Source organism: Bacillus sp. EKM202B, from assembly GCF_011066025.1.
In the GTDB taxonomy this organism is placed as follows: Bacteria; Bacillota; Bacilli; order Bacillales; family Bacillaceae_G; genus Bacillus_A; species Bacillus_A toyonensis.
This window is the reverse complement of sequence record NZ_JAAMNK010000004.1, coordinates 217,963-242,343: the sequence shown is the minus strand read 5'-3', so window position 1 is coordinate 242,343 and position 24,381 is coordinate 217,963. Positions and strand designations below refer to the sequence as shown.

The 24,381-nt window shown below is 32.4% G+C and carries 23 protein-coding genes; 21 read left to right on the top strand and 2 right to left on the bottom strand.

Going from position 1 to position 24,381, the window contains the following annotated elements:
* Positions 1–40: 40 nt before the first annotated feature.
* The 19 genes from G9F74_RS08070 (at position 41) to G9F74_RS07980 (ending at position 20,906) form a co-directional block, all read left to right on the top strand.
* Entirely contained in the window at positions 41–1,249 is a 1,209-nt protein-coding gene (locus G9F74_RS08070; RefSeq protein WP_016108927.1) for a glycosyltransferase, read from the top strand.
* A 63-nt stretch (positions 1,250–1,312) separates the two neighbouring features.
* Positions 1,313–2,281: a polysaccharide pyruvyl transferase family protein gene (locus G9F74_RS08065; protein WP_000370972.1), complete on the top strand. Its 969-nt coding sequence runs from the start codon at positions 1,313–1,315 to the stop codon at positions 2,279–2,281.
* A 43-nt stretch (positions 2,282–2,324) separates the two neighbouring features.
* Entirely contained in the window at positions 2,325–3,593 is a 1,269-nt protein-coding gene (locus G9F74_RS08060) for a hypothetical protein (RefSeq protein ID WP_016108926.1), read from the top strand.
* Between the two features lie 18 nt (positions 3,594–3,611).
* The gene (locus G9F74_RS08055) at positions 3,612–5,171 is read left to right on the top strand and encodes a lipopolysaccharide biosynthesis protein (protein ID WP_016108925.1); all 1,560 of its coding nucleotides are present in this window, start codon (positions 3,612–3,614) and stop codon (positions 5,169–5,171) included.
* A 338-nt stretch (positions 5,172–5,509) separates the two neighbouring features.
* Complete coding sequence (locus G9F74_RS08050) at positions 5,510–7,744, top strand: right-handed parallel beta-helix repeat-containing protein (RefSeq protein WP_000269322.1); 2,235 nt, start codon at positions 5,510–5,512, stop codon at positions 7,742–7,744.
* A gap of 611 nt (positions 7,745–8,355) precedes the next feature.
* Positions 8,356–8,967 (top strand): sugar transferase, encoded by a 612-nt coding sequence (locus G9F74_RS08045; RefSeq protein ID WP_016108924.1) that lies wholly within the window; start codon positions 8,356–8,358, stop codon positions 8,965–8,967.
* Positions 8,964–9,926 (top strand): ATP-grasp domain-containing protein, encoded by a 963-nt coding sequence (locus tag G9F74_RS08040; protein WP_002044431.1) that lies wholly within the window; start codon positions 8,964–8,966, stop codon positions 9,924–9,926. The genes G9F74_RS08045 and G9F74_RS08040 overlap by 4 nt, the downstream gene beginning before the upstream one ends.
* A 1-nt stretch (position 9,927) precedes the next feature.
* The gene (locus G9F74_RS08035) at positions 9,928–10,623 is read left to right on the top strand and encodes an HAD family hydrolase (protein ID WP_016108923.1); all 696 of its coding nucleotides are present in this window, start codon (positions 9,928–9,930) and stop codon (positions 10,621–10,623) included.
* Positions 10,624–10,653: 30 nt separating this feature from the next.
* On the top strand, positions 10,654–11,817 hold the full coding sequence (locus G9F74_RS08030) for an aminotransferase class I/II-fold pyridoxal phosphate-dependent enzyme (protein WP_000557691.1): 1,164 nt from the start codon (positions 10,654–10,656) through the stop codon (positions 11,815–11,817).
* Between the two features lie 291 nt (positions 11,818–12,108).
* On the top strand, positions 12,109–14,046 hold the full coding sequence (locus G9F74_RS08025) for a lasso peptide isopeptide bond-forming cyclase (RefSeq protein WP_016108922.1): 1,938 nt from the start codon (positions 12,109–12,111) through the stop codon (positions 14,044–14,046).
* A 15-nt stretch (positions 14,047–14,061) separates the two neighbouring features.
* Positions 14,062–14,187: a paeninodin family lasso peptide gene (locus G9F74_RS08020; protein WP_000712621.1), complete on the top strand. Its 126-nt coding sequence runs from the start codon at positions 14,062–14,064 to the stop codon at positions 14,185–14,187.
* Positions 14,188–14,263: 76 nt separating this feature from the next.
* Positions 14,264–15,235 carry a hypothetical protein gene (locus tag G9F74_RS08015; RefSeq protein WP_016108921.1) on the top strand — a complete coding sequence of 324 codons (972 nt, stop codon included), beginning with the start codon at positions 14,264–14,266 and terminating at the stop codon, positions 15,233–15,235.
* Positions 15,198–15,506, top strand: coding sequence for a lasso peptide biosynthesis PqqD family chaperone (locus tag G9F74_RS08010; RefSeq protein ID WP_000260275.1), 309 nt, complete (start codon positions 15,198–15,200; stop codon positions 15,504–15,506). Before G9F74_RS08015 ends, G9F74_RS08010 begins: the two co-directional genes overlap by 38 nt.
* A 36-nt stretch (positions 15,507–15,542) precedes the next feature.
* Entirely contained in the window at positions 15,543–16,016 is a 474-nt protein-coding gene (locus G9F74_RS08005) for a lasso peptide biosynthesis B2 protein (protein ID WP_001028388.1), read from the top strand.
* 1 nt (position 16,017) lies between these two features.
* Positions 16,018–17,220 (top strand): nucleotidyltransferase domain-containing protein, encoded by a 1,203-nt coding sequence (locus tag G9F74_RS08000; RefSeq protein WP_016108920.1) that lies wholly within the window; start codon positions 16,018–16,020, stop codon positions 17,218–17,220.
* Positions 17,217–19,016: an ABC transporter ATP-binding protein gene (locus tag G9F74_RS07995; RefSeq protein ID WP_001106588.1), complete on the top strand. Its 1,800-nt coding sequence runs from the start codon at positions 17,217–17,219 to the stop codon at positions 19,014–19,016. The genes G9F74_RS08000 and G9F74_RS07995 overlap by 4 nt, the downstream gene beginning before the upstream one ends.
* A gap of 227 nt (positions 19,017–19,243) precedes the next feature.
* Positions 19,244–19,567 (top strand): PadR family transcriptional regulator, encoded by a 324-nt coding sequence (locus tag G9F74_RS07990; protein WP_001102631.1) that lies wholly within the window; start codon positions 19,244–19,246, stop codon positions 19,565–19,567.
* On the top strand, positions 19,560–20,102 hold the full coding sequence (locus tag G9F74_RS07985) for a DUF1700 domain-containing protein (RefSeq protein ID WP_016108919.1): 543 nt from the start codon (positions 19,560–19,562) through the stop codon (positions 20,100–20,102). Before G9F74_RS07990 ends, G9F74_RS07985 begins: the two co-directional genes overlap by 8 nt.
* Entirely contained in the window at positions 20,103–20,906 is an 804-nt protein-coding gene (locus G9F74_RS07980; protein WP_000976110.1) for a DUF4097 family beta strand repeat-containing protein, read from the top strand. It begins immediately after the preceding gene.
* Between the two features lie 114 nt (positions 20,907–21,020).
* On the opposite strand, the gene lexA is transcribed toward G9F74_RS07980, so the two are convergent.
* Positions 21,021–21,641 carry a transcriptional repressor LexA gene (lexA, locus tag G9F74_RS07975; protein WP_000413736.1) on the bottom strand — a complete coding sequence of 207 codons (621 nt, stop codon included), beginning with the start codon at positions 21,639–21,641 and terminating at the stop codon, positions 21,021–21,023.
* A 141-nt stretch (positions 21,642–21,782) separates the two neighbouring features.
* On the opposite strand from lexA, the gene G9F74_RS07970 reads away from it, so the two are divergent.
* A complete protein-coding gene (locus tag G9F74_RS07970; protein ID WP_000991792.1) occupies positions 21,783–22,439 on the top strand; it encodes a YneB family resolvase-like protein in 657 nt (218 codons plus the stop codon).
* A gap of 45 nt (positions 22,440–22,484) precedes the next feature.
* The gene (locus tag G9F74_RS07965) at positions 22,485–22,724 is read left to right on the top strand and encodes a DUF896 domain-containing protein (RefSeq protein WP_000931861.1); all 240 of its coding nucleotides are present in this window, start codon (positions 22,485–22,487) and stop codon (positions 22,722–22,724) included.
* Between the two features lie 30 nt (positions 22,725–22,754).
* On the opposite strand, the gene G9F74_RS07960 is transcribed toward G9F74_RS07965, so the two are convergent.
* Positions 22,755–24,338 (bottom strand): bifunctional metallophosphatase/5'-nucleotidase, encoded by a 1,584-nt coding sequence (locus G9F74_RS07960; RefSeq protein WP_001075251.1) that lies wholly within the window; start codon positions 24,336–24,338, stop codon positions 22,755–22,757.
* Positions 24,339–24,381: the final 43 nt, after the last annotated feature.

The following is a 24,381-nucleotide window of genomic DNA, read 5'->3' as shown; positions in this document are numbered from 1 at the left end:
AGAAGAGAAATCAATAATAGATTTTGTGAGGTATCCTATTATGAAAAAGAAAAGAATATTAATTACATCTTTTGATATGGAAATTGGTGGAGTAGAAAGAAGTTTGATTGGTTTATTAAATACAATTGATTACAGTAAGTATGATATAGATTTAATGTTATTTAAACATGAAGGAGGATTTTTCTCTTTACTACCCAAAGAGCCGAATTTATTAGAAGAATTGCAACAATATACTACTTTTAGAAAATCAATTAAACAGATATTACAAGAAGGGCATTTCTCAATTGGAATTACTAGGATGATAGGAAAAGTTATGGGTGTTATGCATGGAAGGTTTGTAAATAGTAAAGAACCTGGATACTTTGTCATTCAATATGGATGGAGAATATCTCTTCCATTTCTTCCAAAATTGAGAGAAGAGTACGATGTTGCGATAAGTTTTTTATGGCCGCATTATTTTATAGGGGATAAAGTTCGAGCGAAAAGAAAAATTGGGTGGATTCATACTGATTATTCGAACATACAACTTAACAAAGAAATGGAATGTAAAATGTGGAGGGAAATGGATGATATCGTGGCGGTTTCTGAAAGTTGTAGAGATACATTCCTGAATAGTCTAACTTATATTAATAAAGAGGTGCAAGTGATAGAAAATATAATAGATTCTGAATTTGTTTGTGAACAATCCAATGAAGGAGATATTACTCAGGAAATATCAATAAATAGCGCGCGAATCAAGTTAATTACTGTTGCTAGACTTTCGCATGCTAAAGGAATTGATGACGCTATATATGCGCTTAGACAGTTATTAGATCAAGGGTATGATATCGAGTGGTACATAGTTGGATATGGGCCGCAAGAAGCGGAACTTAAATTGTTGATAGATAAACTAGGACTTCAAGATAAATTTGTTTTACTAGGTAAGAAGATTAATCCGTACCCGTACATAAAAGCATGTGATATTTATGTACAACCTTCTAGATACGAAGGGAAGGCAGTAACAGTTCGGGAAGCGCAAATTCTTAAGAAACCAGTATTAATAACTAATTTTTCAACTGCCAAAAGTCAGTTGGAGAACGGCGTAGATGGATATATTTGTCCAATGGGTATAAAGGGAATTGTCGAAGGAATAAAAAAAATGATTGATGATGTTGAATTCAGAAATGAAATTGTTAATAATGTAAGCCAAAAAAATTATGGTAATGAAATAGAAGTGGAAAAGATATATAGGTTAATTGAATTAGAATAGATTAAGCTATAAAACTAAAAAATCTTTTACTATTTATAAAAGATACTTGGGGGAATTATTTTTATGGATAATGTTTTAGTATTAGATACATCAGTAGGTTCTCTTAACAAGGGTGACGATATAATAATGAAGTGTGTAAAGCATCATCTTTCTGATATAACTAAAAATGCATATGTTTTAACATTACCTACTCATGTTTCACCTTTTCATTGGTACCAAGTAGCGAGAAAATCAAATAGGGTAAAGATTTATAGTGATGCGAAATATAAGTTTGTAGGTGGTTCGAATTTGCTAGCAATGGATATGTTTACTCATTTTCCACAGTGGAATATAAATATATTTAATTATGGTCCTTTAAAGGGGAGTATTCTGGTTGGAGTGGGTGCAGGCAAAGGGAATAAAATAAATCCCTATACAAAAATGTTATATAGAAAAGTTTTATCGCATGAATATATACATAGCGTTAGAGATGAAAGAACAAAAAAATTTTTAGAAGAAATGGGGTTTAAAGCTCTAAATACTGGTTGTGCAACTTTGTGGTCTTTTACGCCTGATTTTTGTAGGGGAATTCCGAGTGGAAAATCGGAATCGGTTGTTTTTACATTAACTCATCATTCTAAAGATCGTGAAAAAGATCAATTACTGATAGATATACTTAACAAAAGTTATGAAAATGTCTACTTTTGGATACAAGATGCTGATGATTTTGAATATTTAAAATCTTTAGAGGGTATACAAGGTATAAAAATTATATCTCCTACTATAGAGGCATATGAAAAAATCCTAAATACAGCCGTTGATTATATTGGAACACGTTTACATGGCGGTATATTTGCTATGCGTCATAAAAAACGTGCAATAATTATCTCTATAGATGAAAGAGCTAAGGGGATGGGGGAAACGTATAATTTAAATCTGATTGATAGAGAAGATTTAAATAATCTCGAAAAAATGATAAATGCAGAGTTTATCACGGATGTTCAAGTGAATTTTGATGTAGTAAATCAATGGTTAAAACAGTTCTCTAATTAACAAATGTATTGTGATAAAAATGGCGATTTATTAGGAGGCTCAAATGAATAGTATAATTCTCGATAAAATTGTCGTAAGAAATAATAGAGTTGATTATTATTTTAGTATTAAGGGGGATTTACAAAAGTATTTTAAGACAAGTAATCATATGTTTCTTGAATATAACTATGATGTATCTGACATCCCTTTAAGTATTTTGGCTATTCCGTTTGTTGCGAATGTAGTTCCTCTTGTATGGATTACTAATTCAACAATAGTAATAAATGAATTAGATAAATCTTTTTATATTTGTTTAAATAATATAAAAAATGCATATCAAAACATGTTTCCTGGTGTGAAATTTAAAGGATCCATGGTTGTAGGAGAAATTATTGATAATGTTTACATTCCGGAACTTGAAGCGGCATCTTTATTTAGTGGTGGATTGGATGCACTTACTACATTTATAAGAATAAAAGATAAACACCCTTTGTTAGTTACTGAATATGGATGGCATGAAAATGAAATAGAGGGTAGTAAAGTATGGGAGGCAGATAAAGAAAATGCCGTAAATTTTGTAAAGGATAATGGACTAGAAAATATTTTTATACAATCTAACTATGGGACCTTTATAATTGCAGGGAACATTGACCATGATTTTAGAGAAAAGTTAAACGATACATGGTGGCATGGATTGCATCATGGTCTAGCAATAATATCTGCAGCTATTCCAATAGCTTTTAAACTTAAGATAAAATGTATATACATTGCAAGTTCTAATTCCCCATTATATCAAGTTACTTGTGCATCTGATCCAACTGTGGATAATGAAATAAAATATGCATCTGGAACAGTCTTTCATGATGGATACGAACTTACTAGGCAAGAAAAGATTAAAGTTGTTGTGGACCATTATTCAGGTAGTAAAGAACCTGTTAATATCAGGGTATGTTTTAAAAATGAAGAAAATTGTTGTAAATGTGAAAAATGTTTAAGAACAATTATGGGAATTATTGCTGAAGGGAGAGACCCTCGTGAATATGGTTTTAATATTCCAAGTAATCTTTATCAGTACGTTAAAACTTCTTTAAATAATGAGGTGAAGTTTTTTACTAATACATTCATTGAAATGTATTGGAATTTAATCCAAGTGCGAATGAAACAAAATTGTGATTGTATTACAGATAAAAATTTACTAAATTGGTTTCTAGATTATGATTTCAAGGCGCAACGAAGAAAAGCGTTATTAAAATACAGGATAACAAAGTTTTTCCCGATTTTAAAGAGGAAGATTAGTGCTAAATTTAGTAGAGTGGGTACGCAAAACAACTAAAATATAGAAGGTATTACGATGAGAATACAAAACTCCTTAAAAAATATTTTATTCGGTTTGTCTGGACAAATAATTAGTATTGGTATGGGATTTGTTGTTCGAACTGTTTTTATTTTTACACTCGGTATAGAATATTTAGGTGTGGATGGGCTTTTTACAAGTATACTATTGATGTTTTCCCTAGCTAATTTAGGATTTGATACAGCTATAATATATAGTTTATATAGGCCATTAGCTGAGAAGGATATTTATAAAATACAGGCATTAATGAATTTATATCAAAAAGCATACAGATTAATAGGAGTAGTAGTTTTATTAATTGGGTTATCTCTATTGCCATTTCTTGATCATTTAGTGAATGCAGATACTACGATTAAAGACATTAACATTATCTATCTTTTATTTTTAATAAGTTCAGTGTCATCATATTATTTTGTATATAAGCAATCTATTATTATTGCTGATCAAAGTAACTATATTATTTCTAAAATACACACTTTGTTCATAATTATATCTAATGCATTACAAATTGTTTTATTAATAATTATTAGTGATTACATTGTAGTACTGGTAGCTCAATTAACATTAAAAGTAATTGAGAATGTATATATTGCAAATAAGGCAAATAAATTATATCCATTTTTAAAAGAAAAAAATAATGCGAAATTATCTAAGACAGACAGACATGAGTTTTTTGAGAATTTGTATTCCTTGTTGCTATATAAAATTAGTGGTGTAGTAATTAATGCAACAGATAATATAGTTATATCGAAATTTATTGGGGTTATTTGGGTTGGGTTTTATTCAAATTATTTGTTGATCTTAAATACATTAAATACCTTATTAGGCTATTTGTTTTATTCTATCACTGCTAGTGTTGGAAATTTGAATGTGAAAGAAAATGCAGAAAAAAAATATTTTATTTTTCGTGTAATTAACTTTTTAAATTTTTGGATATATGGATTTTGTACAGTTTGCCTTTGGAATTTGATAAATCCTTTTATAACAATCTGGTTAGGTGAGGAATATGTGTTTAATAAGTATGTATTATTTTTCATATTACTTAATTTTTTCACTTCAGGAATGCAAAATACAACTACAATGTTTAGAGAAACCACAGGTTTATTTAAAAAAGGGAAGTACAGACCTATTATAGCGGCAATTATAAATATTGTAGTTTCTATAATTCTTGCGAAACAAATAGGAATAGCAGGAGTGCTTTTAGGGACTGTTATTAGTAGATTATGTACTTACTTTTGGTATGACCCTTATATTATATTTAAAATGATTTTTAAAAAATCTGTAAAAGTATATTTTATTAGATATATTTTGTTTGTAGTGCTTGTATTATTTTCTATTATAGCAACGGATTTTATTGGTTATATTTTTCACATAAATATATTTATGGACATGGCAATACGTAGTATTTTGTGTCTGATTATTCCGAATCTGATCTTTTGGATGGTATTTAAAGAGGCGGAAGAGTATAGATATTTCCTTAATTTAACCCGGATATTAATAAAAAAAATAAAGCCGAAAATATTAACTCGGAAATTTCCGAATGATAATTATCCATAAATTATAATTTTATTTTTTCCATATCACAGTAAAAAATGCTTTATTTACGGAAGAGATTTTAGGTTGTTCTGAAAATAATAGTAGGTAATAATAGGGGCGTTAGGTATAAAGAGTATAGTGTCTTTTTAATAATATTGTAAGTTTAAATAGTTATAAATAAAAGAGTATTGAAATGAAAACAGCTAGTAAGAATAGACCTTTTTAGAAAGGAATTGTAAAAAGGCTTTCTAAATAATGGATCTCTAAAAACAATAAAAAGTGATATTACTTCTCTTATATCCAATCAATTTACCTTATGAAACATAAGATGTAGAAAAGCAAAAAAGAGGTGTGAATTGATGTGGAGAAGAAGGGATAATCTTGGGAATTTGAATGATTTAGATTTGGTGTCCAAGCCTCCTTTTCATAATGACATTTTAACTTATGATAGTACGCAATTAAAATGGATTCCAAAATCATTTGAAGCTACAAATTCTACAAGTATATATGTATTAGAATTAGATAGATGGGATGTTAAGAATGATGGGACTGATGCTATCAATACTTCCCAAGGTATTAATAATGCTCTAGTATGGGCGGCTCAACAAGGTTATACGGAAGTTGTGTTACCTAGAGGAATATATTTGATTGATAAACAAACACCCATCGAACCACCAAGTCATTTAACTTTGAATCTAAACGGTTCGACATTAAAAATGGAAACAAATAATTTGACTGGATATGCAATTATAAGTTTTCGTAGAAATCAAGTATATTCTAGGATAACAAATGGTATTATCCAAGGAGATAGATATACACATGATTACTCTAGTGGGGGAACACATGAGGCAGGGTACGGCATTGAATTGGGGAGTTTTACTCCACCTGCTGATGGGGGGAACAATACACGGTTTGTATCTTTAGATAATCTAGATATTTTAGATTGTACAGGAGATGCCATTACACTGAACAGTACTTTTGGGCAGATTTCACCTTTTCCTACAGCATTAGCAAGTTCATTTGAACAGGGAGCAATTAATACAACAGATGGTTCATTGGTAAGTAGTACAACAAAGATACGTTCCAATTTGCAAATTGATATGAACCAAGTGGCTATTGTAAAGTATGGTTACTTTGGATTATATGGAAATGGATTTGGAGCATTGGGTTCTGAAATAAAATGCGATTATTATGATGTCATTTTTTACACTTCAAACAATATATTTTTATCTTCAAAAACCAATGTACAATTCTTTGATGAAGTAGAAGTCCCTAATGGAGCAAGTTATGCTAAAGTTGTTTTGCATCAAGGGAATGTTCCTGCTCCTGCAAATTGTTTAATAAATGTTCGGGTACCTTCTTTTTCGCAATATACTTATATAGAAAAATGTAATTTACATGATTGCCGTAGACAAGGGATTAGTGTATGTGGGGCAAAGAATGTATATATTCGAGATAATGATATTCATCACATCGCAGGTACCAATCCACAAAGTGGACTAGATATTGAAGATGGATATGATTTAAATCAATATATATATATTGAAAGAAATAATTTTCATGATAATAAAAATTATAATATTATTGTTGTAAATGGGAAGTTTATCTATATATCGAATAATTCTATTATGAATACCATTACAAATGCTTATGTTGGGTTGTCTATTAATGGTGGTGCAGATAGGGTAATCGTAACAGGGAATAATATCCGATTAACCAAGGTCTCTTTGTTAGGAGATGTTATTTTTTCCAATAATTATGTATACGGAGCGCAAGTAAATGTTCAAGGTGTATATGTAAATCGATCTATTAATATATCGGATAATGTTTTTTCTAATAGTAAAATGATTATTGATACTCCCTTTCCATATGCGGTTAAAGTTGATTCCTGTCGTTTTATAAACGATACAGATAAACTTAATTCCTTGTCATCATTGTATCAGTGGACATTAGAGCTGAAAAATGAACCGCAAACTATCTCAAATTGTATATTTGAAGGACAAGACGTTTTGTATTTAAATTATGTACCAGTAGGAACAGTTAAATCAGGATGGATATTTGAAAATATTATATTTAATAATGTTAAACCCCCAACCCTAGTTGCAGGGACGTATACAAATTGCTTTTTTAAGGATGTAATCTTTTTGGGGATAGCAAGTACAGGAAGCACTTTAGAATTAAAAGGTTGCAAGTTCTTTAGTATAGATAGAAATAACACGTTATTTACAGTGAATAACCTCAAAGCATTCAAGATGATAGATTGTCATATAGAAAAACCAAATGGTACGGTCTTGAATATTCAAAATGTATCTGATGAAATAGTGTTAAGGGGAAATACTATAAAAATTACAAATGATACTCTTCAGAGAGCTATTATTGTTTTGGATGCAGCGTTTACTGGTAAGCAAGTGATAATTCAAAATAATATTATAAATTCCACAAATTTGATGCAAGTTGGGATAGATAATAGAACAACGAGTAGTACACCTCAAGTAGTAATTCAAAATAACGTGTTAAATAATGCGAAAATTACAATTACGGGGAGGGAATTTTTACAAGGAAATATTGTTAATGGTGTAATCGATTCAAATTAATGCATGGTGATAATTAAATTTGAATAGTTTCAAAAAGTTATGAGAAATGAAGTAGAGTGGCTCTTAATAAATATGTCTATAAAGTATTATATAATGGTACATGGAAGGGTTTTGTCCAATGTAATCATTCGAAATAGTCTAATTCCTAATAGATAATATGCTTATTGACTTTTAGTTACTACTATAGAAAAGAGAAAAGCTATTATGTTTTTTATAAACATAATAGCTTTTTGTTATTACGTTAACTGCATACTAAAAAATAGTGAGTAGGAGAATGTTTTAATAATAAATGTTTTTTTATACTATTAAGCGTTGTTTATAAAATTGTTTTTGTGAATATACTTTTTGAGATTTTTACAGTGTGTAATAGTCTCTTGGATAAGCATTTGGAAAATATATTTTGCACCTATGTGTATTGCTTTCTTCTACTTATTAAGTTTTAAAGTTGTGTACTAAAGAAAATGTTTGCAGGTGATAAGTAAAGAAAAATTGAATACAATTCTTTACTTACAACTTGAAAATACTTGATTTCAATCCGTAATGAATACTTTATATATTATTTCACTTTGGAAAAGCATTTGTAATAATTTAAGATGGGGGAATGATTGGTAATGAAGAGACTGTTGGATATCTTTATTTCTTTATTATTATTAATTTGCTTTTTTTTCATTATTCTTTTAGTAGCAATTATAGTTAAAACCCAGATAGGATCACCTATTTTATTTAGACAACAACGTCCAGGGTTACATGGAAAACCCTTTTATCTTTATAAATTTCGTACGATGACCAATGAGCGAGATAATAGCGGGGAGCTCTTACCGGATTACGCTAGATTAACTAAAGTTGGAAAATTCCTGAGGAAATATAGTTTGGACGAATTACCACAATTAATAAATGTGCTAAAAGGTCAATTAAGTTTGGTGGGCCCTCGACCATTATTAATGGAATATATGCCTTTATATTCGCAAGAGCAAGCTAAAAGGCATAATGTTAAACCCGGAATCACTGGATGGGCTCAAATTAATGGAAGAAATAGTATCTCATGGGATGAGAAATTTAAATTAGATGTATGGTATGTTGAGAATCAAAGTTTTCTTTTAGATTTGAAAATTTTATATCTAACTTTTAGTAAGGTTTTAAAATCGGAAGGGATAACAAATAATAAGCATGTGACTATGCCAGTTTTTAAGGGGGGAATCGAGCATGGGGGGGGAATAAAATGAACATTTTGTTTACTAGCTCTGGTAGGAGGGTCACTTTAATTAAAAAATTTAAGGAGGTATTTGAACAAGTAGGAATCAAAGGGAAAATCTTTACTGCAGACTTAAAAGAAACTGCTCCTACCATTTACTTTAGCGATAAGCATTTTATTGTTCCGCGTGTAAATGAAGAAGGATATATAAATGAATTGTTAAAAATATGTAGATCTGAAATGATAAATCTAATAATTCCGTTAATTGATACGGAATTAATCCTTATGGCTAATAATTCGGAGGTTTTTGAAGGTATTGGTGTAAAAGTACTAGTTTCTAGTATGGAATTAAATAAAATTGCTAATAACAAAAAATACACATATAACTTTTTTGTCTCTAATAATATACCAACTCCTAGAGTGTATAGTGATGAAGAGATTGGAAGAAAGGAATATCAATTTCCACTATTAATTAAACCTTATGATGGCAGTTCTAGTAAAGGTGTAACAAAAATAATGAATGAAAAGGAATTGGAATTTTTTAAGGAGTATATACCTAACGCTATGATACAAGAGTACGTTTCAGGAGAGGAATACACTATAGATGTCATGGTAGATTTCTATGGGAATATAAAAACGATCGTTCCTAGATTGCGTATAGAGACACGAGCAGGTGAGGTAAGTAAAGGTGTGACCAAGAAAGATTTTGACATCATCCAAGCAGCAGAAACTGTAATAAAAGCTCTTCCTAATCCTATTGGATGTATTACTTTACAATGTTTTAAAAAGGAGGATGGGCAAATTACGTTTATTGAAATAAACCCTCGTTTTGGAGGAGGAATACCACTATCAATAGAAGCAGGAGCGAATTTTCCACTTTGGACAATTAAAATGTGTCAGGGGGAAGTCTTTATAGATAAAGACTTTAATTGGAGAGAAAATTTAACAATGCTTAGATATGACGAAGCGGTTTTTATGGAGAGTATTTAATATGGTGATTCAAGCAATTGTTTTTGATATGGATGATACTTTATATAAAGAGAAAGATTATGTCGTAAGTGGCTTTAAAGCAGTGGATGATTGGATTAAAGATAACTATGGAAAAATTGGTTTTTATAATATCGCAATTCGATTATTCAATTCAGGTGAAAGAAAGTTTGTGTTTAATAAAACACTTAAAAAGTTAGACATTGATTATGATGAAAAATTGATTAGTAATTTGATAGAACAGTATAGGTTCCATAAACCAGATATTCAATTGTTGGATGAAGCGGATTGGGTACTAAATAATTTGGTTAATACCGTTAAAATAGGACTTATTTCAGATGGATATTTAGTTGCTCAAGAAAGAAAAATAAATGCATTAAAGTTAAAAGAGAGGGTTCATTCAATAATTCTCACTGATAAGCTAGGAAAAGAATGTTGGAAACCAAGCAAAATTCCTTATGAAAAAATAAGTAAGGAATTACAGGTGCCTCATGAGCAATGTGTCTATATAGGAGATAATTTAAGTAAGGATTTTATAACGGCCAAGAAATTGAAATGGTTAACGATCCATATTAGTAGAGAAGATGGAATTTACCATAATCTTATAGTTGAGCAAGCTTATAAAGCACATTATACAATTGATAATTTAAGGAGATTATCTGATATATCTGTATTAAAGCATATGTTTTTAGATACATAGTATTTAAATATGTATAAAGGATGTGTTTACATGCACACAGTTCAGCATAAAAAGCGAATTTACCTTTCCTCTCCGCACATGAGTGGGAATGAACAAAAATATATCCAAAATGCATTTGATACAAACTGGGTTGCTCCTCTTGGGCCAAATGTCGATGGGTTTGAACGAGAACTTGCATCTTTTGTAGGAGTTAGAGGAGGTACTGCAGTTAGTTCAGGTACTGCTGCTATTCATTTAGCTTTGCAGTTATTAGGTATTCAAAAGGGAGATACAGTATTTTGTTCCAGTTTTACTTTTGTAGCGAGTGCAAATCCGATTGTTTATTTGGGAGCGGAACCGGTATTTATTGACTCAGAACCGGAAACCTGGAATATGTCACCGAGTGCATTGGCACATGCATTATATGAAGCTAATAAAATGGGGAATTTGCCTAAGGCTATCATTCTTGTTCATTTATATGGTCAGAGTGCTAAACTAGATGAAATTCTCTCACTTTGTCATCAATATAATGTTCCTATAGTTGAGGATGCAGCAGAATCTCTTGGTTCTACATATAAAGGAAAAGCAAGCGGTACATTCGGGAAATTTGGTGTTTATTCATTTAATGGAAATAAAATTATTACAACTTCAGGTGGTGGAATGCTAGTTTCTAATGATGTAGAAGCATTGGAAAGAGCGAGATTTTTAGCGACACAAGCAAAGGATCCAGCTCCACATTATGAGCATAGTGAGATAGGGTATAATTATCGACTGAGTAATATTTTAGCTGGTATTGGTAGAGGACAATTAGAAGTGTTAGAAGATAGGGTGAGAGCTAGAAGATTTGTATATAAACGGTATTACGAAGCGCTATCTCACATGCCAGGGTTTTATTTTATGCCTGAATTAGAACATACTCGCCCAAATCGTTGGCTTACTACATTGACAATTGATGAAAAGGAATCTGGGATTTCTATTGGGAAATTGTTGAGAATTTTAGCAGAAGAGAACATTGAAGCGCGTCCTATGTGGAAGCCACTTCATATGCAGTCGCTCTTTAAAGAGATGAAGTATTATCCGCATAGCAAAAATGAAGATGTGTCGCAGTACCTATTTCAAAGTGGAATTTGTTTGCCTTCAGGATCTAATATGTTAGCAGAAGATCAACAAAGGGTAATTCAAAGCATTTTAAAAGCTGTAGAATGGAAGAATTAAAAGAAAAGTAAGTGAAAATGGAATTTGAATTAGATTTGTATACGTACCACTAATTGTTCTTTATAATGAATCTTTTCTAGTGTTCAGTTTCAATTTACATAAAAAAAGGGAGGAGTATAGATTTGGAAATGTCTATAATATATAAGTCTGAGAGTAAATTAAAGCATGTAATTGAGAAAGTAATAAAAATAAAAAATTTCGTTCTTTAAAAAGAATGATAAAGGGGTATGTTTAACGAATTTAATATGTAAATAGTAATTGTAGTAACTTTTCATATATTAGGAGGAAGAAATGAGCGCTATAACTGGCATTATTCACTTTAATAATGAACCTATATCAATTGAACATGGCACACGATTAATGAGTGAATTACAAAAGTACCCTGCTGACGATATTCAAATATGGCACAAAGAAAATGCTTTTCTAGGATGTCATGCACAATGGATTACACCAGAGTCAGTTGGTGAACAATTACCCTTTTATAATTATGAAAAGCAATTGGCAATTACAGCAGATGCTATTATTGATAATCGTAATGAGTTATTTGAAAAATTACAAGTGGATTATTCGGATAGAAAAAACATGACAGATAGTGAGTTGATTTTACTCTCTTATCAGAAATGGGGGGAAGCGGCTCCAAAATATTTGGTAGGCGATTTTGCCTTTATGATTTGGGATGAGAAAAAACAAATTCTTTTTGGTGCCAGAGATTTTTCAGGAAGTCGGACCCTTTATTTTTATCGTGGTGAGGAAAAACTTGCTTTTTGTACCATTATAAATCCGTTATTTACTCTACCGTATATTGAGAAAAAATTGAATGAGCAGTGGCTTGCTGAATTTTTAGCTATACCTGTAAATTTCGAATCGGTAGATCCACAGTTAACAGTTTACAAATATATAGAACAAGTGCCTCCATCACACACTATTTTGGTAAAGGAAGGCGAAGTGAAGTTTTCACGATACTATACACCAACTGTTGGGAAAATGCTTAATTTAAAATCAAATGAAGAGTATGAAGAGGCGTTTCGAGAGGTGTATAAAAGTGCAGTGAAGGCACGTTTGCGAACACACCACCAAGTCGGAGCCCATTTGAGTGGAGGGTTAGACTCAGGTTCTGTCGTTAGTTTTGCTGCAAGGGATTTACGGACTGAAAATAAAAAATTACATACGTATAGTTATGTTCCAGTAGAAGGATTTGAAGATTGGACACACAAAGGTAGGATAGCTGACGAAAGACCATTTATTCAATCGACTGTAGAGCATGTAGGGAATATACAGGATTATTATTTAGAATTGCCAGAGAGAAGCCCACTATCGGAAATTGATGATTGGCTGGAAACAATGGAGATGCCATATAAATTTTTTGAGAATACTTTTTGGTTGAGTGGAGTTTATGAAAAAGCATCTCAGCAGGGAATAGGAGTACTTCTTAGTGGTCAAAGAGGTAATTGGACAGTATCATGGGGACCTATTTTAGATTACCAGGCAATGTTATTGAAAAAGCTACATTGGATTCGTTTTTATCGTGAACTATATTTATATAGTAGAAATATAGGAGTAAAAAAATCACGTGTTTTTGAAGTGGTAAGACGAAAGGCATTTCCATTTTTGCATCAGTTACTTTTTTCAGGAAAACAAGATGCAAATTCCGTAATAATTAATCCGGAATTTGCAAGGGAAATGAATGTTTTTGACAGACTTAGAGAACAAGAAATCGATATAACAGGCACCGCTATTTCTAATGCATATGAAATGAAAAGAGAACAGTTTGAAAAACCATATTATTGGAGCATAAATGGCACGTATGAAACGAAATTATCATTACGTTATGCCTTATGGGATCGTGATCCCACAAATGACTTACGATTGATTCAATTTTGTTTGTCAGTCCCAGAAGAACAGTATGTTCAAAATGGTTTAGATAGAGCCCTGATCCGGAGAGCCACAAAGAGCTTCCTTCCTGATAAAGTACGATTGAATCAACGGGTTCGCGGTATTCAAGGTGCAGATGGTGTTTACCGTATGGCTCCTTTTTGGAATGAATTTATTGAGGAAGTTGAAGAACTTAGTGTAGATCCAGTAATCTCTGAATTTCTAAATGTAGAGGTAATTAAGAGAGCTATCTCAAAAATTTGTAAAGAACCTCGACCAGAATATGCATTTGATTTAGATTTTAGAGTTTTAATGCGCAGCTTAATCTTCTATCGATTTATAAAAAAAGCAATATGAAAGGAGGTGATACGTATGAAAAAGGAATGGAAACAACCTGTATTAGAAGTACTTAATATTAATATGACTATGGCTGGGCCTGGGCATAAATATCCAGATGCTGTTCAACCTGACCCAGATGATCCAGTTAAGTACAGTTAAGTCATTGGAAAAATAAAGCTCTTATATAGCTTTATTATATAAGAGCTTTCAAAAAATTGACAATGTGGGGGATAGGATGTTTGATTCTATGGGGAATGTGTTATATCAAGCTTTCGGGTTAAAAATAGTAAGTGAAATTCCATTACCCGAATTGTCTCAGCTGAATGAAAAAAAAGAGGTGGCAGATGTTCAAGTTGAAATAACGGATTTGTCAGAACAGTGGTGTAAATATAGCGCGGAAAAGCAAAAAACAATTGTAGTGGAGGATAATGTAGTTATGTTTCATGTTCCTCAAACTGCAATATTTTCTATACAGGCCGGCGAGAAAATCACCTTTTCACCTATGGCAGACGCAGAAGAAGATAAAATTCGCTTATATATTCTAGGAACTTGTATGGGGGCGCTTTTAATGCAACGTAAAACACTCCCATTGCATGGGAGTGTAATTGCCATAGATGGAAAAGCATACGCATTAATTGGTGATTCAGGAGCTGGAAAATCAACGTTAGCCTCGGCTTTTTTGAATAAAGGATATCAGCTTTTAAGTGATGATGTAGTTGCTGTGTCTCTTTTGAATAAAAATACTGCAATAGTTCATCCTTCTTACGCACAACAAAAATTATGGCAAGAGAGCATAAATGAGTTGGGGATGGAAGTAGCGCAATTGAGCCCTTTGTTTGAAAGAGAAACGAAGTATGCTGTTCCTGTGAATTCTCAATTCTTTCCAGATCAATTACCTCTTGCTGGTGTTATTGAATTAGTAAAAACACAGGGAGAAGATATTGAGACGACCCGTATAGAAGGGCTCGCACGCTTGTATAAATTATACCGTCATACTTTTAGGAGTTCTTTGATTTCTAAATTAGGATTAATGGAATGGCATTTTGAAACTTCAACTCATATTGCAAGTGGAATGGAAATGTTTCAAGTAAGTCGCCCGACTTCAAGATTTACAGCTCATGAGCTTGTGGAAGTTATTTTAAATACTATACAGAAAGGGAGTATGGTTGATGGTTGTCCACTCGAGAAAAATATCATTAAAACATAACGTTGTCCAAAGTAAAGGTAATATAGTAAGCGATATGGATGGAGAAAAAGTTATGTTAAATGTCCAGAAAGGAAAGTACTATAACTTAGGTGAAATAGGCGGAGAAATATGGGAGCTTATTGAAAAGCCAATAATAATTAATCAGCTTGTTACTATGCTAGTATCCAACTATGATATTGAACGAAAAGATTGTGAAGAGCAAGTTCTTTCCTTTTTAGAGTGTTTATTTCAAGAAGGGTTAATTCAAATAAAAGATCAGCCTAATAGATAGATTTGTAATTTCAAAAGAACTGTTAGGAAGGGATTAATGAATATTGTGAAAAGGTTAAGGGTATTTTTATTGCTGAACATGGAAACAAAGCTTTTATTTTTAGAGGCTTTTATTTTTTTAGGATGGGCGCGTGTACTAAAAAGTATTACCTTTTCCAAAGTTGCACCTTCTTTAGGGGATTACATGAACGAAACATCAGTTGCTCAAATTCAGCAACACGAGGATACACTAAAGGAGGTGTCCGAAGCAATTTCTATTATGAGTCGTTATACTTTTTGGGAAAGTCAATGTCTCGTTAAAGCGATAGCTGGGATGAAAATGCTTGAAAAACGTGACATTGAGAGTACTCTTTATTTAGGAACTGCTAAGGATAATAGTGGGGCACTAATTGCACATGCATGGTTACGTAGCGGTTCTTTTTATGTTACTGGATCGGAAGGAATGGAGAAATTCACTGTCGTTGGATCATTTGCAAAGAGGCTAAGTGAGAACACTATTAAAGGAGAGTAAAATGGAGAAAGATTTTGGTCTTAATGTAGAGTTCATGTCTAAGGAATTGAAACTTCTTTTTGCAATTTTGAAGTTAAAAGATGATGAAACAATGCAAACTTACAGCAATGAATGGTTTTCGGATATTGATTGGGAATTATTTCTTGAACAGGCTGTGCATCATCGCGTTTATCCGGTGATATATCAAAAACTTAAACAGGTAGATGAGGAAATAATTCCTTCACATATTGTACAATCCTTGAATAGAAAATATAAAAAAAATACATTTCAAATGCTTTATTTAAGTGCTGAAATGGAACGAATAAATAAAATATGTAATGAAAATGAGATTCGTATGATTTTTCTAAAAGGGCCTGTACTATCTCAGGATTTATATGGAGATATTTCTTTACGAACATCCTGTGATTTGGACGTTCTTATTCCAATTCAAAATTTAGAAAAAGTAGAAATACTACTTTTAGAGCAGGGGTATGTAAAAGACGATTATATTCAAACGATATTAAATGATTGGAAATGGAGGCATCATCATATAACATTTTTTCATCCGACAAAACAGATTAAGCTTGAGATTCATTGGCGGTTAAATCCCGGACCTAGTAAGGAACCTGGGTTTGAAGAGCTTTGGAAGCGAAAGAGAAAAAGCACCCTTACGAGTAATTCCGTATATATGCTAGGGAAGGAAGATTTATTTTTATTTCTTGTATCTCATGGTGCTAGACATGGTTGGTCCAGATTACGCTGGTTAGTAGATATAAAAAAAATTGTCAATCAAGATCTTAATTGGAGTGAGATTCATAAACTAATGAAAACATATCAAATGCTACATTTAGGAGGACAAGCATTAATTTTGTCATCTCAATTGCTAGGTGTACGGATGGATGAAAGAATGATGGAATTAGTAGCTAAAAAACATTCAAAACAGTTAGCGCAAGAAGCCTTGTTTTATTTCAAGCAAATGATAAACTTGCATACCGATCCGGTTCCTGAAGAAGTACTTGCTTATCATAGTCGACATTTATTTTCGTTAATGTCTAATCAGCAAAAAACTTTATTTATTATGAGCCAACTATATCCTTATCCAATTGATGCGAAAACATTGCCGTTACCTAAATTTCTTCATTTTTTATATTTTCCTTTACGTCCGTTTCTATGTATTTGGAGAAAAACGAAGAAGTTTGCTTTGTTATTGGGGGAACATCGATGAATTATATTATATATTTTATGAAGAAATTATATTCTTCAGCAGGAAAAATACTGTATGTGAATTTATTTGGTATGGTGTTAATAAGTTTACTTGAAGGGATAGGTATTATTTTATTACTTCCTATGATAAGTATGACTGGAATAATTAATACAGGTGAGGAGACTTCTTTTATTGCACCTGTCTATAGAATTTTGCAGAATTTCCCTAAAACAACAAGTTTAATTTCTATTTTAGGTATATATGTATTAATAGTGTTAAGTCAAAATATACTGCAAAGAAATATAACGTTAAGAGATGCGAGAACGCAACAAGTTTTTGTACGAAAGTTAAGAGTAGAAACATATAGTATGATTTTAAAAGCAAAGTGGAGATTTTTTTTAGAAAAAAGGAAAACAAATCTAATTAATATATTAACTACAGAATTAGCTCGTGTTAGTTATGGGATTAATTTAATTTTACAATTGCTAGCTACTATTCTATTTACATTCATACAGGTAGGGCTTGCGTTTTTATTATCTCCCCAAGTCACTGTATTTGTTTTGGGCTTTGGCTTATTGTTCTTGGTAGCTTCTCGTGTTTTTATAAAAAAAGCACGGATACTAGGCGGTAAGACCTCAGAATTGGCAAAAGACTATCTTTCTGGTATAACAGATCATTTCAATGGAATTAAAGATATAAAGAGCAATACTTTGGAAGGATCACGTTTGGATTGGTTTCAATCTATAACAAAAAAGATGAGTAGCGAACAAATGGAGTATATGAGAATAAGGTCAAACTCTCAATTGTTTTATAAAATTTCAATGGCTATATTAATTGCATTTTTTATATTTTTGTCAGTAAATATGTTTCAAGCGCAAACGGCCCAGTTACTATTAATCATTCTCATTTTTTCAAGATTATGGCCAAGGTTCATGACGATTCAGTCAAATTTAGAACAACTGGCTGCAAGCATTCCTGCCTTTAAGTCATTATGGGAATTGCAACAGGAGTGTAATGAAGCGGTTGAAATGCAGGATATATACATGCAAAAACATATAAAGCCGATTTGTATAAAACAAGGTATTGAGTGTAAGGATGTTTCTTTTCGTTATAATAAGCAAGAAGCTTTATATGCACTTCAAAACATTAATGTACAAATTCCAATAAATAGTATGACGGCAATTGTAGGACATTCTGGTGCTGGGAAAAGTACATTAATTGATGTGTTAATGGGGTTAATCCAACCAGAAAAAGGTCAAGTGTTAATAGATGGTACCCCTCTTACAACTGATAATTTATTATCATTAAGACAGGCTATTAGCTATGTACCACAAGATCCGTTCTTATTTAATGCTAGTATAAGAGAGAATTTAATGATGATTGACTCGAATGTAAATGAAGAACAAATTTGGGCTGCATTAGAATTTGCGGCAGCAACTGAATTTGTACGAATGCTTCCAAATGGACTTGATACACTGATTGGAGATCGTGGGGTGAGGCTTTCAGGTGGTGAACGTCAGCGACTTGTATTGGCTCGAGCTATTTTAAGAAAACCGTCGATTTTAGTATTAGATGAGGCTACGAGTGCGTTAGATACTGAAAATGAAGTGAAAATCCAATCAGCAATAGAAAGATTGAAAGGAACAATGACTATTGTTGTTATTGCACATCGCTTATCTACTATACGCAATGCAGATCAAGTTATTGTTTTAGGAAAAGGTGAAATTGTTCAAAAAGGTGAATTTAATCAACTAGCTAAAGAAAGAAAAGGTGTATTTCGAAATTTACTAGGGTCACAAATGGAAGTTGGTTCTTAGAGGAGAAAAATTGAATGAAGCTTTGTATGAATGCAGTTCGAATCGAATAAAATCTCGAATAATGGTGAACTACAACAGAATCTTATTCGGGATTTTATTTGCGCGTTTTTAAAGTCAGTGAATACATATAAACAAGTACCTTGCAATAAATAGTACCAAGTGGTATATTATGGATATATCTAGTACCGTGTATTGAACAGTACTAAACTAAGAAAGGAGGATTACATTTGAACGTTCAGTTTAAAAAAGGTGTGTTAGAGCTATGTGTTTTGGCACTTGTGAAACGTAAAGATAGTTACGGTTATGAACTTGTACAGCAAATTTCAAATAAATTTTTAATATCGGAAGGTTCAGTATATCCATTATTACGTCGTTTAACGAAAGAGGGATATTTTCAAACGTATTTAAAAGAGTCCACGGAAGGACCGCCTCGTAAATATTATCAGCTAACAGAGCAAGGAGAGACGCAACTTCATTTGTTAGTAACAGAGTGGAGTGATTTTGCGAAAGGGGTACAAGAAATTATTGAAGGGGTGAATTGGGATGAATAAAGAACAATTCCTTAGAGAATTATCGAATCAGCTTAGAAAGTTACCGGAAGAAGAGAGGAAAGATATTTTATTTGATTATGAAGAGCACTTTCAGTTTGGGATAGAAGAAGGGAAAACTGAATTAGAAATAATAAAAGGACTTGGTTCTCCTAAAGTAATTGCAAAAGAATTACTTGCGATGTATCGTTTCGATGAAATGAAAAAAGATCCATCGACTTCAAATGTTACAAGAGCTGTCATGGCGGCGATTGGACTTAGTTTATTTAATTTTATTATCGTGTTAGGCCCTTTAGTTGCAATTATCGGTTTTATATTTTCTTTTTGGATCGGTGGGATTGCTAGTGTAGTGACACCATTTTTCGTTATCGTAAAAGTATTTATGGGCACTTTTATATGGTTGGATCTTTTCGTTAGTATAACATTTGTTGGAGTAGGTTTGTTGTTATGTATGATAGCGTATTATAGTACGAAGTGGTTTAAAAGATTGTGCGTACGTTATGTGATATGGAACTTCAAAATGATAAAAGGGGAGTAGATGATGAAAAAAATATTGTTAGTAGCTATCGCTTGTATCATTATTGGAGTAATAGGGATTTCACAAACATATGAAAAAGCAGTACAAACTGCAGAAAAAGGCGATAAAGAAGACGTAATTAAAAACGAAACGTTAAAAAATATAGAAGTTAAGTTAGGTGCTGGGGATATTGTCGTCCAAAAATCTCCGGATGCCTCTTTTTATGTAAAGCAAACAGGAGATGTAAGTAAACAAGAAATTCGTATTACTGAAGATGGTGACACATTAAAAGTTATTGGGGAAAGAAAAAAAGATGTTTCGTTTGATTTTTCCTTTTACAATTTCGGATTTCAAACGTCTACATTGACTATATTTGTACCAGAACGTTCTTACCAAGAGATCAAAGTAAATTCAGCAGCTGGACAAATAGAAATAAGTGATGTGAAAAGTGACCGCGTAAATGTTGGAACGCTGGCAGGAGAAGTGGATTTGAAGTATGTAACAGCTAAGAACGTAGAGGGATCTACAAAAGCTGGTGAGGTGAACTTTAAAAAGGTTATGGGGAAAGTAACAGCAAAAACGACTAGTGGGGATGTATATATTATGGATCATGATCCTAAGTATGATGTAGAGGCAAGCTCAACTGCTGGAGATGTAACTATTACTTTATCGGAAAAACCAAAAGATGCAGTAATAACTGGGCAAACTCCTGGTGGAGATGTGACAATTTTTAATGAGGAAAATAAAAACGTAACAATTGGTAATGGGAGTAAAAAGATTAGCGGCAAAACGGCTGCTGGAGATGTTACTATAGAAACACGTTAATAATAGATGAGAAGATAGATTCATTCGAGTTTTTTGGAATGAATTAAAATCTACCAATATATAAAAGAAGATAATTCCCTATATAAATAAGGGAATTATCTTCTTTTATTATTTTTAATGTAAATCACGATATACGCCAATTACTTTTCCAATAACTGACACTTGTTTTAAAATGATAGGTTCTAATGAAGAGTTTTCCGGCTGTAGACGGAAGTGGTCTTTTTCTTTATAGAAACGTTTAACAGTTGCTTCGTTATCCTCTGTTAAGGCAACGACAATTTCACCGTTGTATGCAGATTGTTGTTGGCGGACAACAACTAAATCTCCATCAAAGATACCAGCTTCAATCATGCTATCTCCAGAAATACGTAACATAAATACTTGATCTGATCCAGAAACGATACTAGCTGGAAGTGGGAAGTGCTCTTCTACACTTTCGACTGCTGTAATCGGTAAACCGGCAGTAACTTTTCCGACGATTGGAACTTGAATAACAGATTGTGTTTCTGTATCCATTCGGTCATCGCCTAAAATTTCGATTGCTCGTGGTTTTGTTGGATCGCGTCGGATATAGCCCTTTTCTTCTAGTCGTGATAAATGTCCGTGCACTGTAGAACTAGAAGCGAGGCCGACTGCTTGACCGATTTCACGTACGGAAGGTGGATATCCTTTTTCTTGTACTTTTAGCTTAATAAAGTCGAGAATGTCTTGCTGGCGTTTCGTTAACTTTTCCATGTTTTCTAACACCTCGTTTTCTTTCGTTTTTCTTATTAATAAGTATAACATGCGAAAAAACATTCTACAAACATAAGTTCGAACAAAAGGGAGATTTATGATACACTAGAGAGAAAATATAGCGAGAAAGAAGGGTTCAAAATGAATGCAATTGTTTATGCACGTGTGAGTACAACAAAAGAAGCACAAGAAACATCGTTATTGCGTCAAAAGGATGAATTATTGCATTTAGCTGAGCGCTATGAAATGAATGTGACAAAAGTGATTGAGGAACAGGCTAGTGGCTATACAATTGAACGTGATGGCATATTAGAAGTATTAGATACAATTCGAGATGAACAAGTTGATGCACTTCTAATACAAGATGAAACACGTCTTGGTAGAGGGAATGCGAAGATTGCGTTAATGCATTGTTTACATAAAGAGGGAATAAAAGTATATACACATACGCATAATGGTGAATTACAATTGTCGGATTCTGATTCGATGGTATTAGATATAATTAGTATTGTTGAAGAATATCAAAGAAAGATTCATAACTTGAAAATTAAACGTGGTATGCAACGCGCGGTAGAAAAAGGCTATCGGCCAGAAAATAATTTGAAAAATCGTCATTTAAGCGTAGGGCGAGAGAAAAAAGAAGTGCCAATTGAGGAAATTGTACGTTTGCGCAAGAGTGAACTCACTTTCGAAGAAATTGCGGCAACGCTTCGTGGATTTGGTCATAATGTTTCAAAAGCGACTGTACATCGTAGATACGTAGAGTATACAAAGCAATTGCTTGATAAAGAAGAGTAACTATTGTATGATAATAATCAGTTTTGATTAGAAGGGGGATTCGAGATGCTTAATCACGAACTCGTTGAACGCATTAACTTCTTAGCGAAAAAAGCAAAAGCTGAAGGTTTAACTGAAGAAGAACAACGTGAGCGTCAATCGCTACGAGAACAATATTTAAAAGGATTTCGTCAAAATATGTTAAACGAACTTAAAGGAATTAAAGTCGTTAACGAAGAAGGTACAGATGTTACACCAGCGAAATTAAAAGCTTTAAAAAAGCAAGATAATGCAAAATTAAATTAAAAGATGGGCGAAGCCCATCTTTTTTATTTGTTATTTAATAACTTTCCAGTTGTTATTTCTCGTTGCTTCTATTCTTTTATGCTTCAATATATAGTTAGCAATAAGTTCAGACATATCTGTTGGAATATCTTTTATTACTGGTTTATTTTGAAACATGAAGAAGTTCCCTCCGCCGTTTGCTCGATAATTATTCATAACAACGTCATATTCTTCATTTATATCGAGTGTAGCGCCTTTATACTGTAAAGACTCTACTCTTTCACCAATTGGTTTTGAAATGTTTAATACATACGAAATCCCTTCCCACATATCGTAATTATAATGCGCAGGTTTTGGTTCTATGAATGCAGGATTAACAATTATATCTCCAACTTTATTTAATGTGAAATAAGAAGCAGAAAGTTCGAGAGCATCTTTTATATCGGCTCCAGTCACTCGAATAACTTTTAATGTGTTTGGGTAAATATAATTGGAAACGATATCCCGCATTGTGACATGTTTCGGGAATCCTGGAGATGTATTATGAAACAAACTTGTACAAGAAATAGAAACGTTAGCTATATCCATCTGGATTTTATTTATGAATTCAATAAAAGGATGGTCTTGCAAACGAGTTTGCATAGCATCTGAAATTCGCATGTCTCCATGAATGATGCCAATAGGCTGATCAAGCCATTTTTGTGTTTTCTCTTCATAATCGGCGACCAAGGAAAGAACATCTTTGTCGGCCTCGATTCCTTGCACAGGCAATAATTGTGCGTAACTATTTTTCTTTACCCATTTTTGTTCTGTTTTTTCGAATATTACTTTTACCTTTCCAACGGAGTGTCCATTGCATCCGGTCTGTAAAATTGTTACACCATTATCTAAAGTTTGAGCAATTTCTCGGTGTTGGTGGCCTGTTAGTAAAATATCTATACCATCAATTTCATCATACATTGCGTATCCTTGGTTTTCACCTGTTAAAACTTCAGTCGGTACTCCTGTTTGAAAATCGCGTTCAAATCCCCCGTGATAGGCTACGACTAGTAAATCGGGCTGCTCATGTTTACGGATGTAAGGAACCCACTTTTTTATTGTTTCTAATGCATCTTCAAATAGTAAATCTTTAATATGATGGGCCTGTTCCCAATTCGGGATGTAATGTGTTGTTGCCCCTAAAATAGCAATTTTTATATTTGATTCAATATGTTTTATTATATAGGGTTTCCCGAAATAAGGTTCTTTTATGTTTTTATCTAAAATGTTTGCTGATAAGTACGGGAAGTTTGCAGTTTCTACAGCATGATTTAATATATCCATTCCATAATTAAATTCATGATTGCCGATAATTGCAGCATCATAATTTAAATAGTTGGCCAATAAGGACATTGGATTTTTCTTATCTTTTTCGTATGTAGCGTAATGATAAGTTAAAGGTGTTCCTTGTATGAAATCACCGTTATCAACTAAAAGAACGTTTGTATTTTTGGAACGTTCTTTTTTTATAAGAGTAGAAATTTTAGCTAAACCAATTTCTGCTTTGGAGTTATCTTGGTAGTGAATTGGATACACAGTACCATGTACATCGCTTGTTAATAAAATATTTAAAGTTACAATTTGATTTTGATTCAATACCATTCACCTTTTCTATTGTTATCTTTCAATTAATCATATC

Excerpts from the sequence above, each read along its gene's own strand:
- G9F74_RS08070 (WP_016108927.1), top strand. The coding sequence starts at position 41 with ATGAAAAAGAAAAGAATATTAATTACATCTTTTGATATGGAAATTGGT.
- G9F74_RS08065 (WP_000370972.1), top strand. The coding sequence starts at position 1,313 with ATGGATAATGTTTTAGTATTAGATACATCAGTAGGTTCTCTTAACAAG.
- G9F74_RS08060 (WP_016108926.1), top strand. The coding sequence starts at position 2,325 with ATGAATAGTATAATTCTCGATAAAATTGTCGTAAGAAATAATAGAGTT.
- G9F74_RS08055 (WP_016108925.1), top strand. The coding sequence starts at position 3,612 with ATGAGAATACAAAACTCCTTAAAAAATATTTTATTCGGTTTGTCTGGA.
- G9F74_RS08050 (WP_000269322.1), top strand. The coding sequence starts at position 5,510 with ATGTGGAGAAGAAGGGATAATCTTGGGAATTTGAATGATTTAGATTTG.
- G9F74_RS08045 (WP_016108924.1), top strand. The coding sequence starts at position 8,356 with ATGAAGAGACTGTTGGATATCTTTATTTCTTTATTATTATTAATTTGC.
- G9F74_RS08040 (WP_002044431.1), top strand. The coding sequence starts at position 8,964 with ATGAACATTTTGTTTACTAGCTCTGGTAGGAGGGTCACTTTAATTAAA.
- G9F74_RS08035 (WP_016108923.1), top strand. The coding sequence starts at position 9,928 with ATGGTGATTCAAGCAATTGTTTTTGATATGGATGATACTTTATATAAA.
- G9F74_RS08030 (WP_000557691.1), top strand. The coding sequence starts at position 10,654 with ATGCACACAGTTCAGCATAAAAAGCGAATTTACCTTTCCTCTCCGCAC.
- G9F74_RS08025 (WP_016108922.1), top strand. The coding sequence starts at position 12,109 with ATGAGCGCTATAACTGGCATTATTCACTTTAATAATGAACCTATATCA.
- G9F74_RS08020 (WP_000712621.1), top strand. The coding sequence starts at position 14,062 with ATGAAAAAGGAATGGAAACAACCTGTATTAGAAGTACTTAATATTAAT.
- G9F74_RS08015 (WP_016108921.1), top strand. The coding sequence starts at position 14,264 with ATGTTTGATTCTATGGGGAATGTGTTATATCAAGCTTTCGGGTTAAAA.
- G9F74_RS08010 (WP_000260275.1), top strand. The coding sequence starts at position 15,198 with ATGGTTGTCCACTCGAGAAAAATATCATTAAAACATAACGTTGTCCAA.
- G9F74_RS08005 (WP_001028388.1), top strand. The coding sequence starts at position 15,543 with ATGAATATTGTGAAAAGGTTAAGGGTATTTTTATTGCTGAACATGGAA.
- G9F74_RS08000 (WP_016108920.1), top strand. The coding sequence starts at position 16,018 with ATGGAGAAAGATTTTGGTCTTAATGTAGAGTTCATGTCTAAGGAATTG.
- G9F74_RS07995 (WP_001106588.1), top strand. The coding sequence starts at position 17,217 with ATGAATTATATTATATATTTTATGAAGAAATTATATTCTTCAGCAGGA.
- G9F74_RS07985 (WP_016108919.1), top strand. The coding sequence starts at position 19,560 with ATGAATAAAGAACAATTCCTTAGAGAATTATCGAATCAGCTTAGAAAG.
- G9F74_RS07980 (WP_000976110.1), top strand. The coding sequence starts at position 20,103 with ATGATGAAAAAAATATTGTTAGTAGCTATCGCTTGTATCATTATTGGA.
- lexA (WP_000413736.1), bottom strand. The coding sequence starts at position 21,641 with ATGGAAAAGTTAACGAAACGCCAGCAAGACATTCTCGACTTTATTAAG.
- G9F74_RS07970 (WP_000991792.1), top strand. The coding sequence starts at position 21,783 with ATGAATGCAATTGTTTATGCACGTGTGAGTACAACAAAAGAAGCACAA.
- G9F74_RS07965 (WP_000931861.1), top strand. The coding sequence starts at position 22,485 with ATGCTTAATCACGAACTCGTTGAACGCATTAACTTCTTAGCGAAAAAA.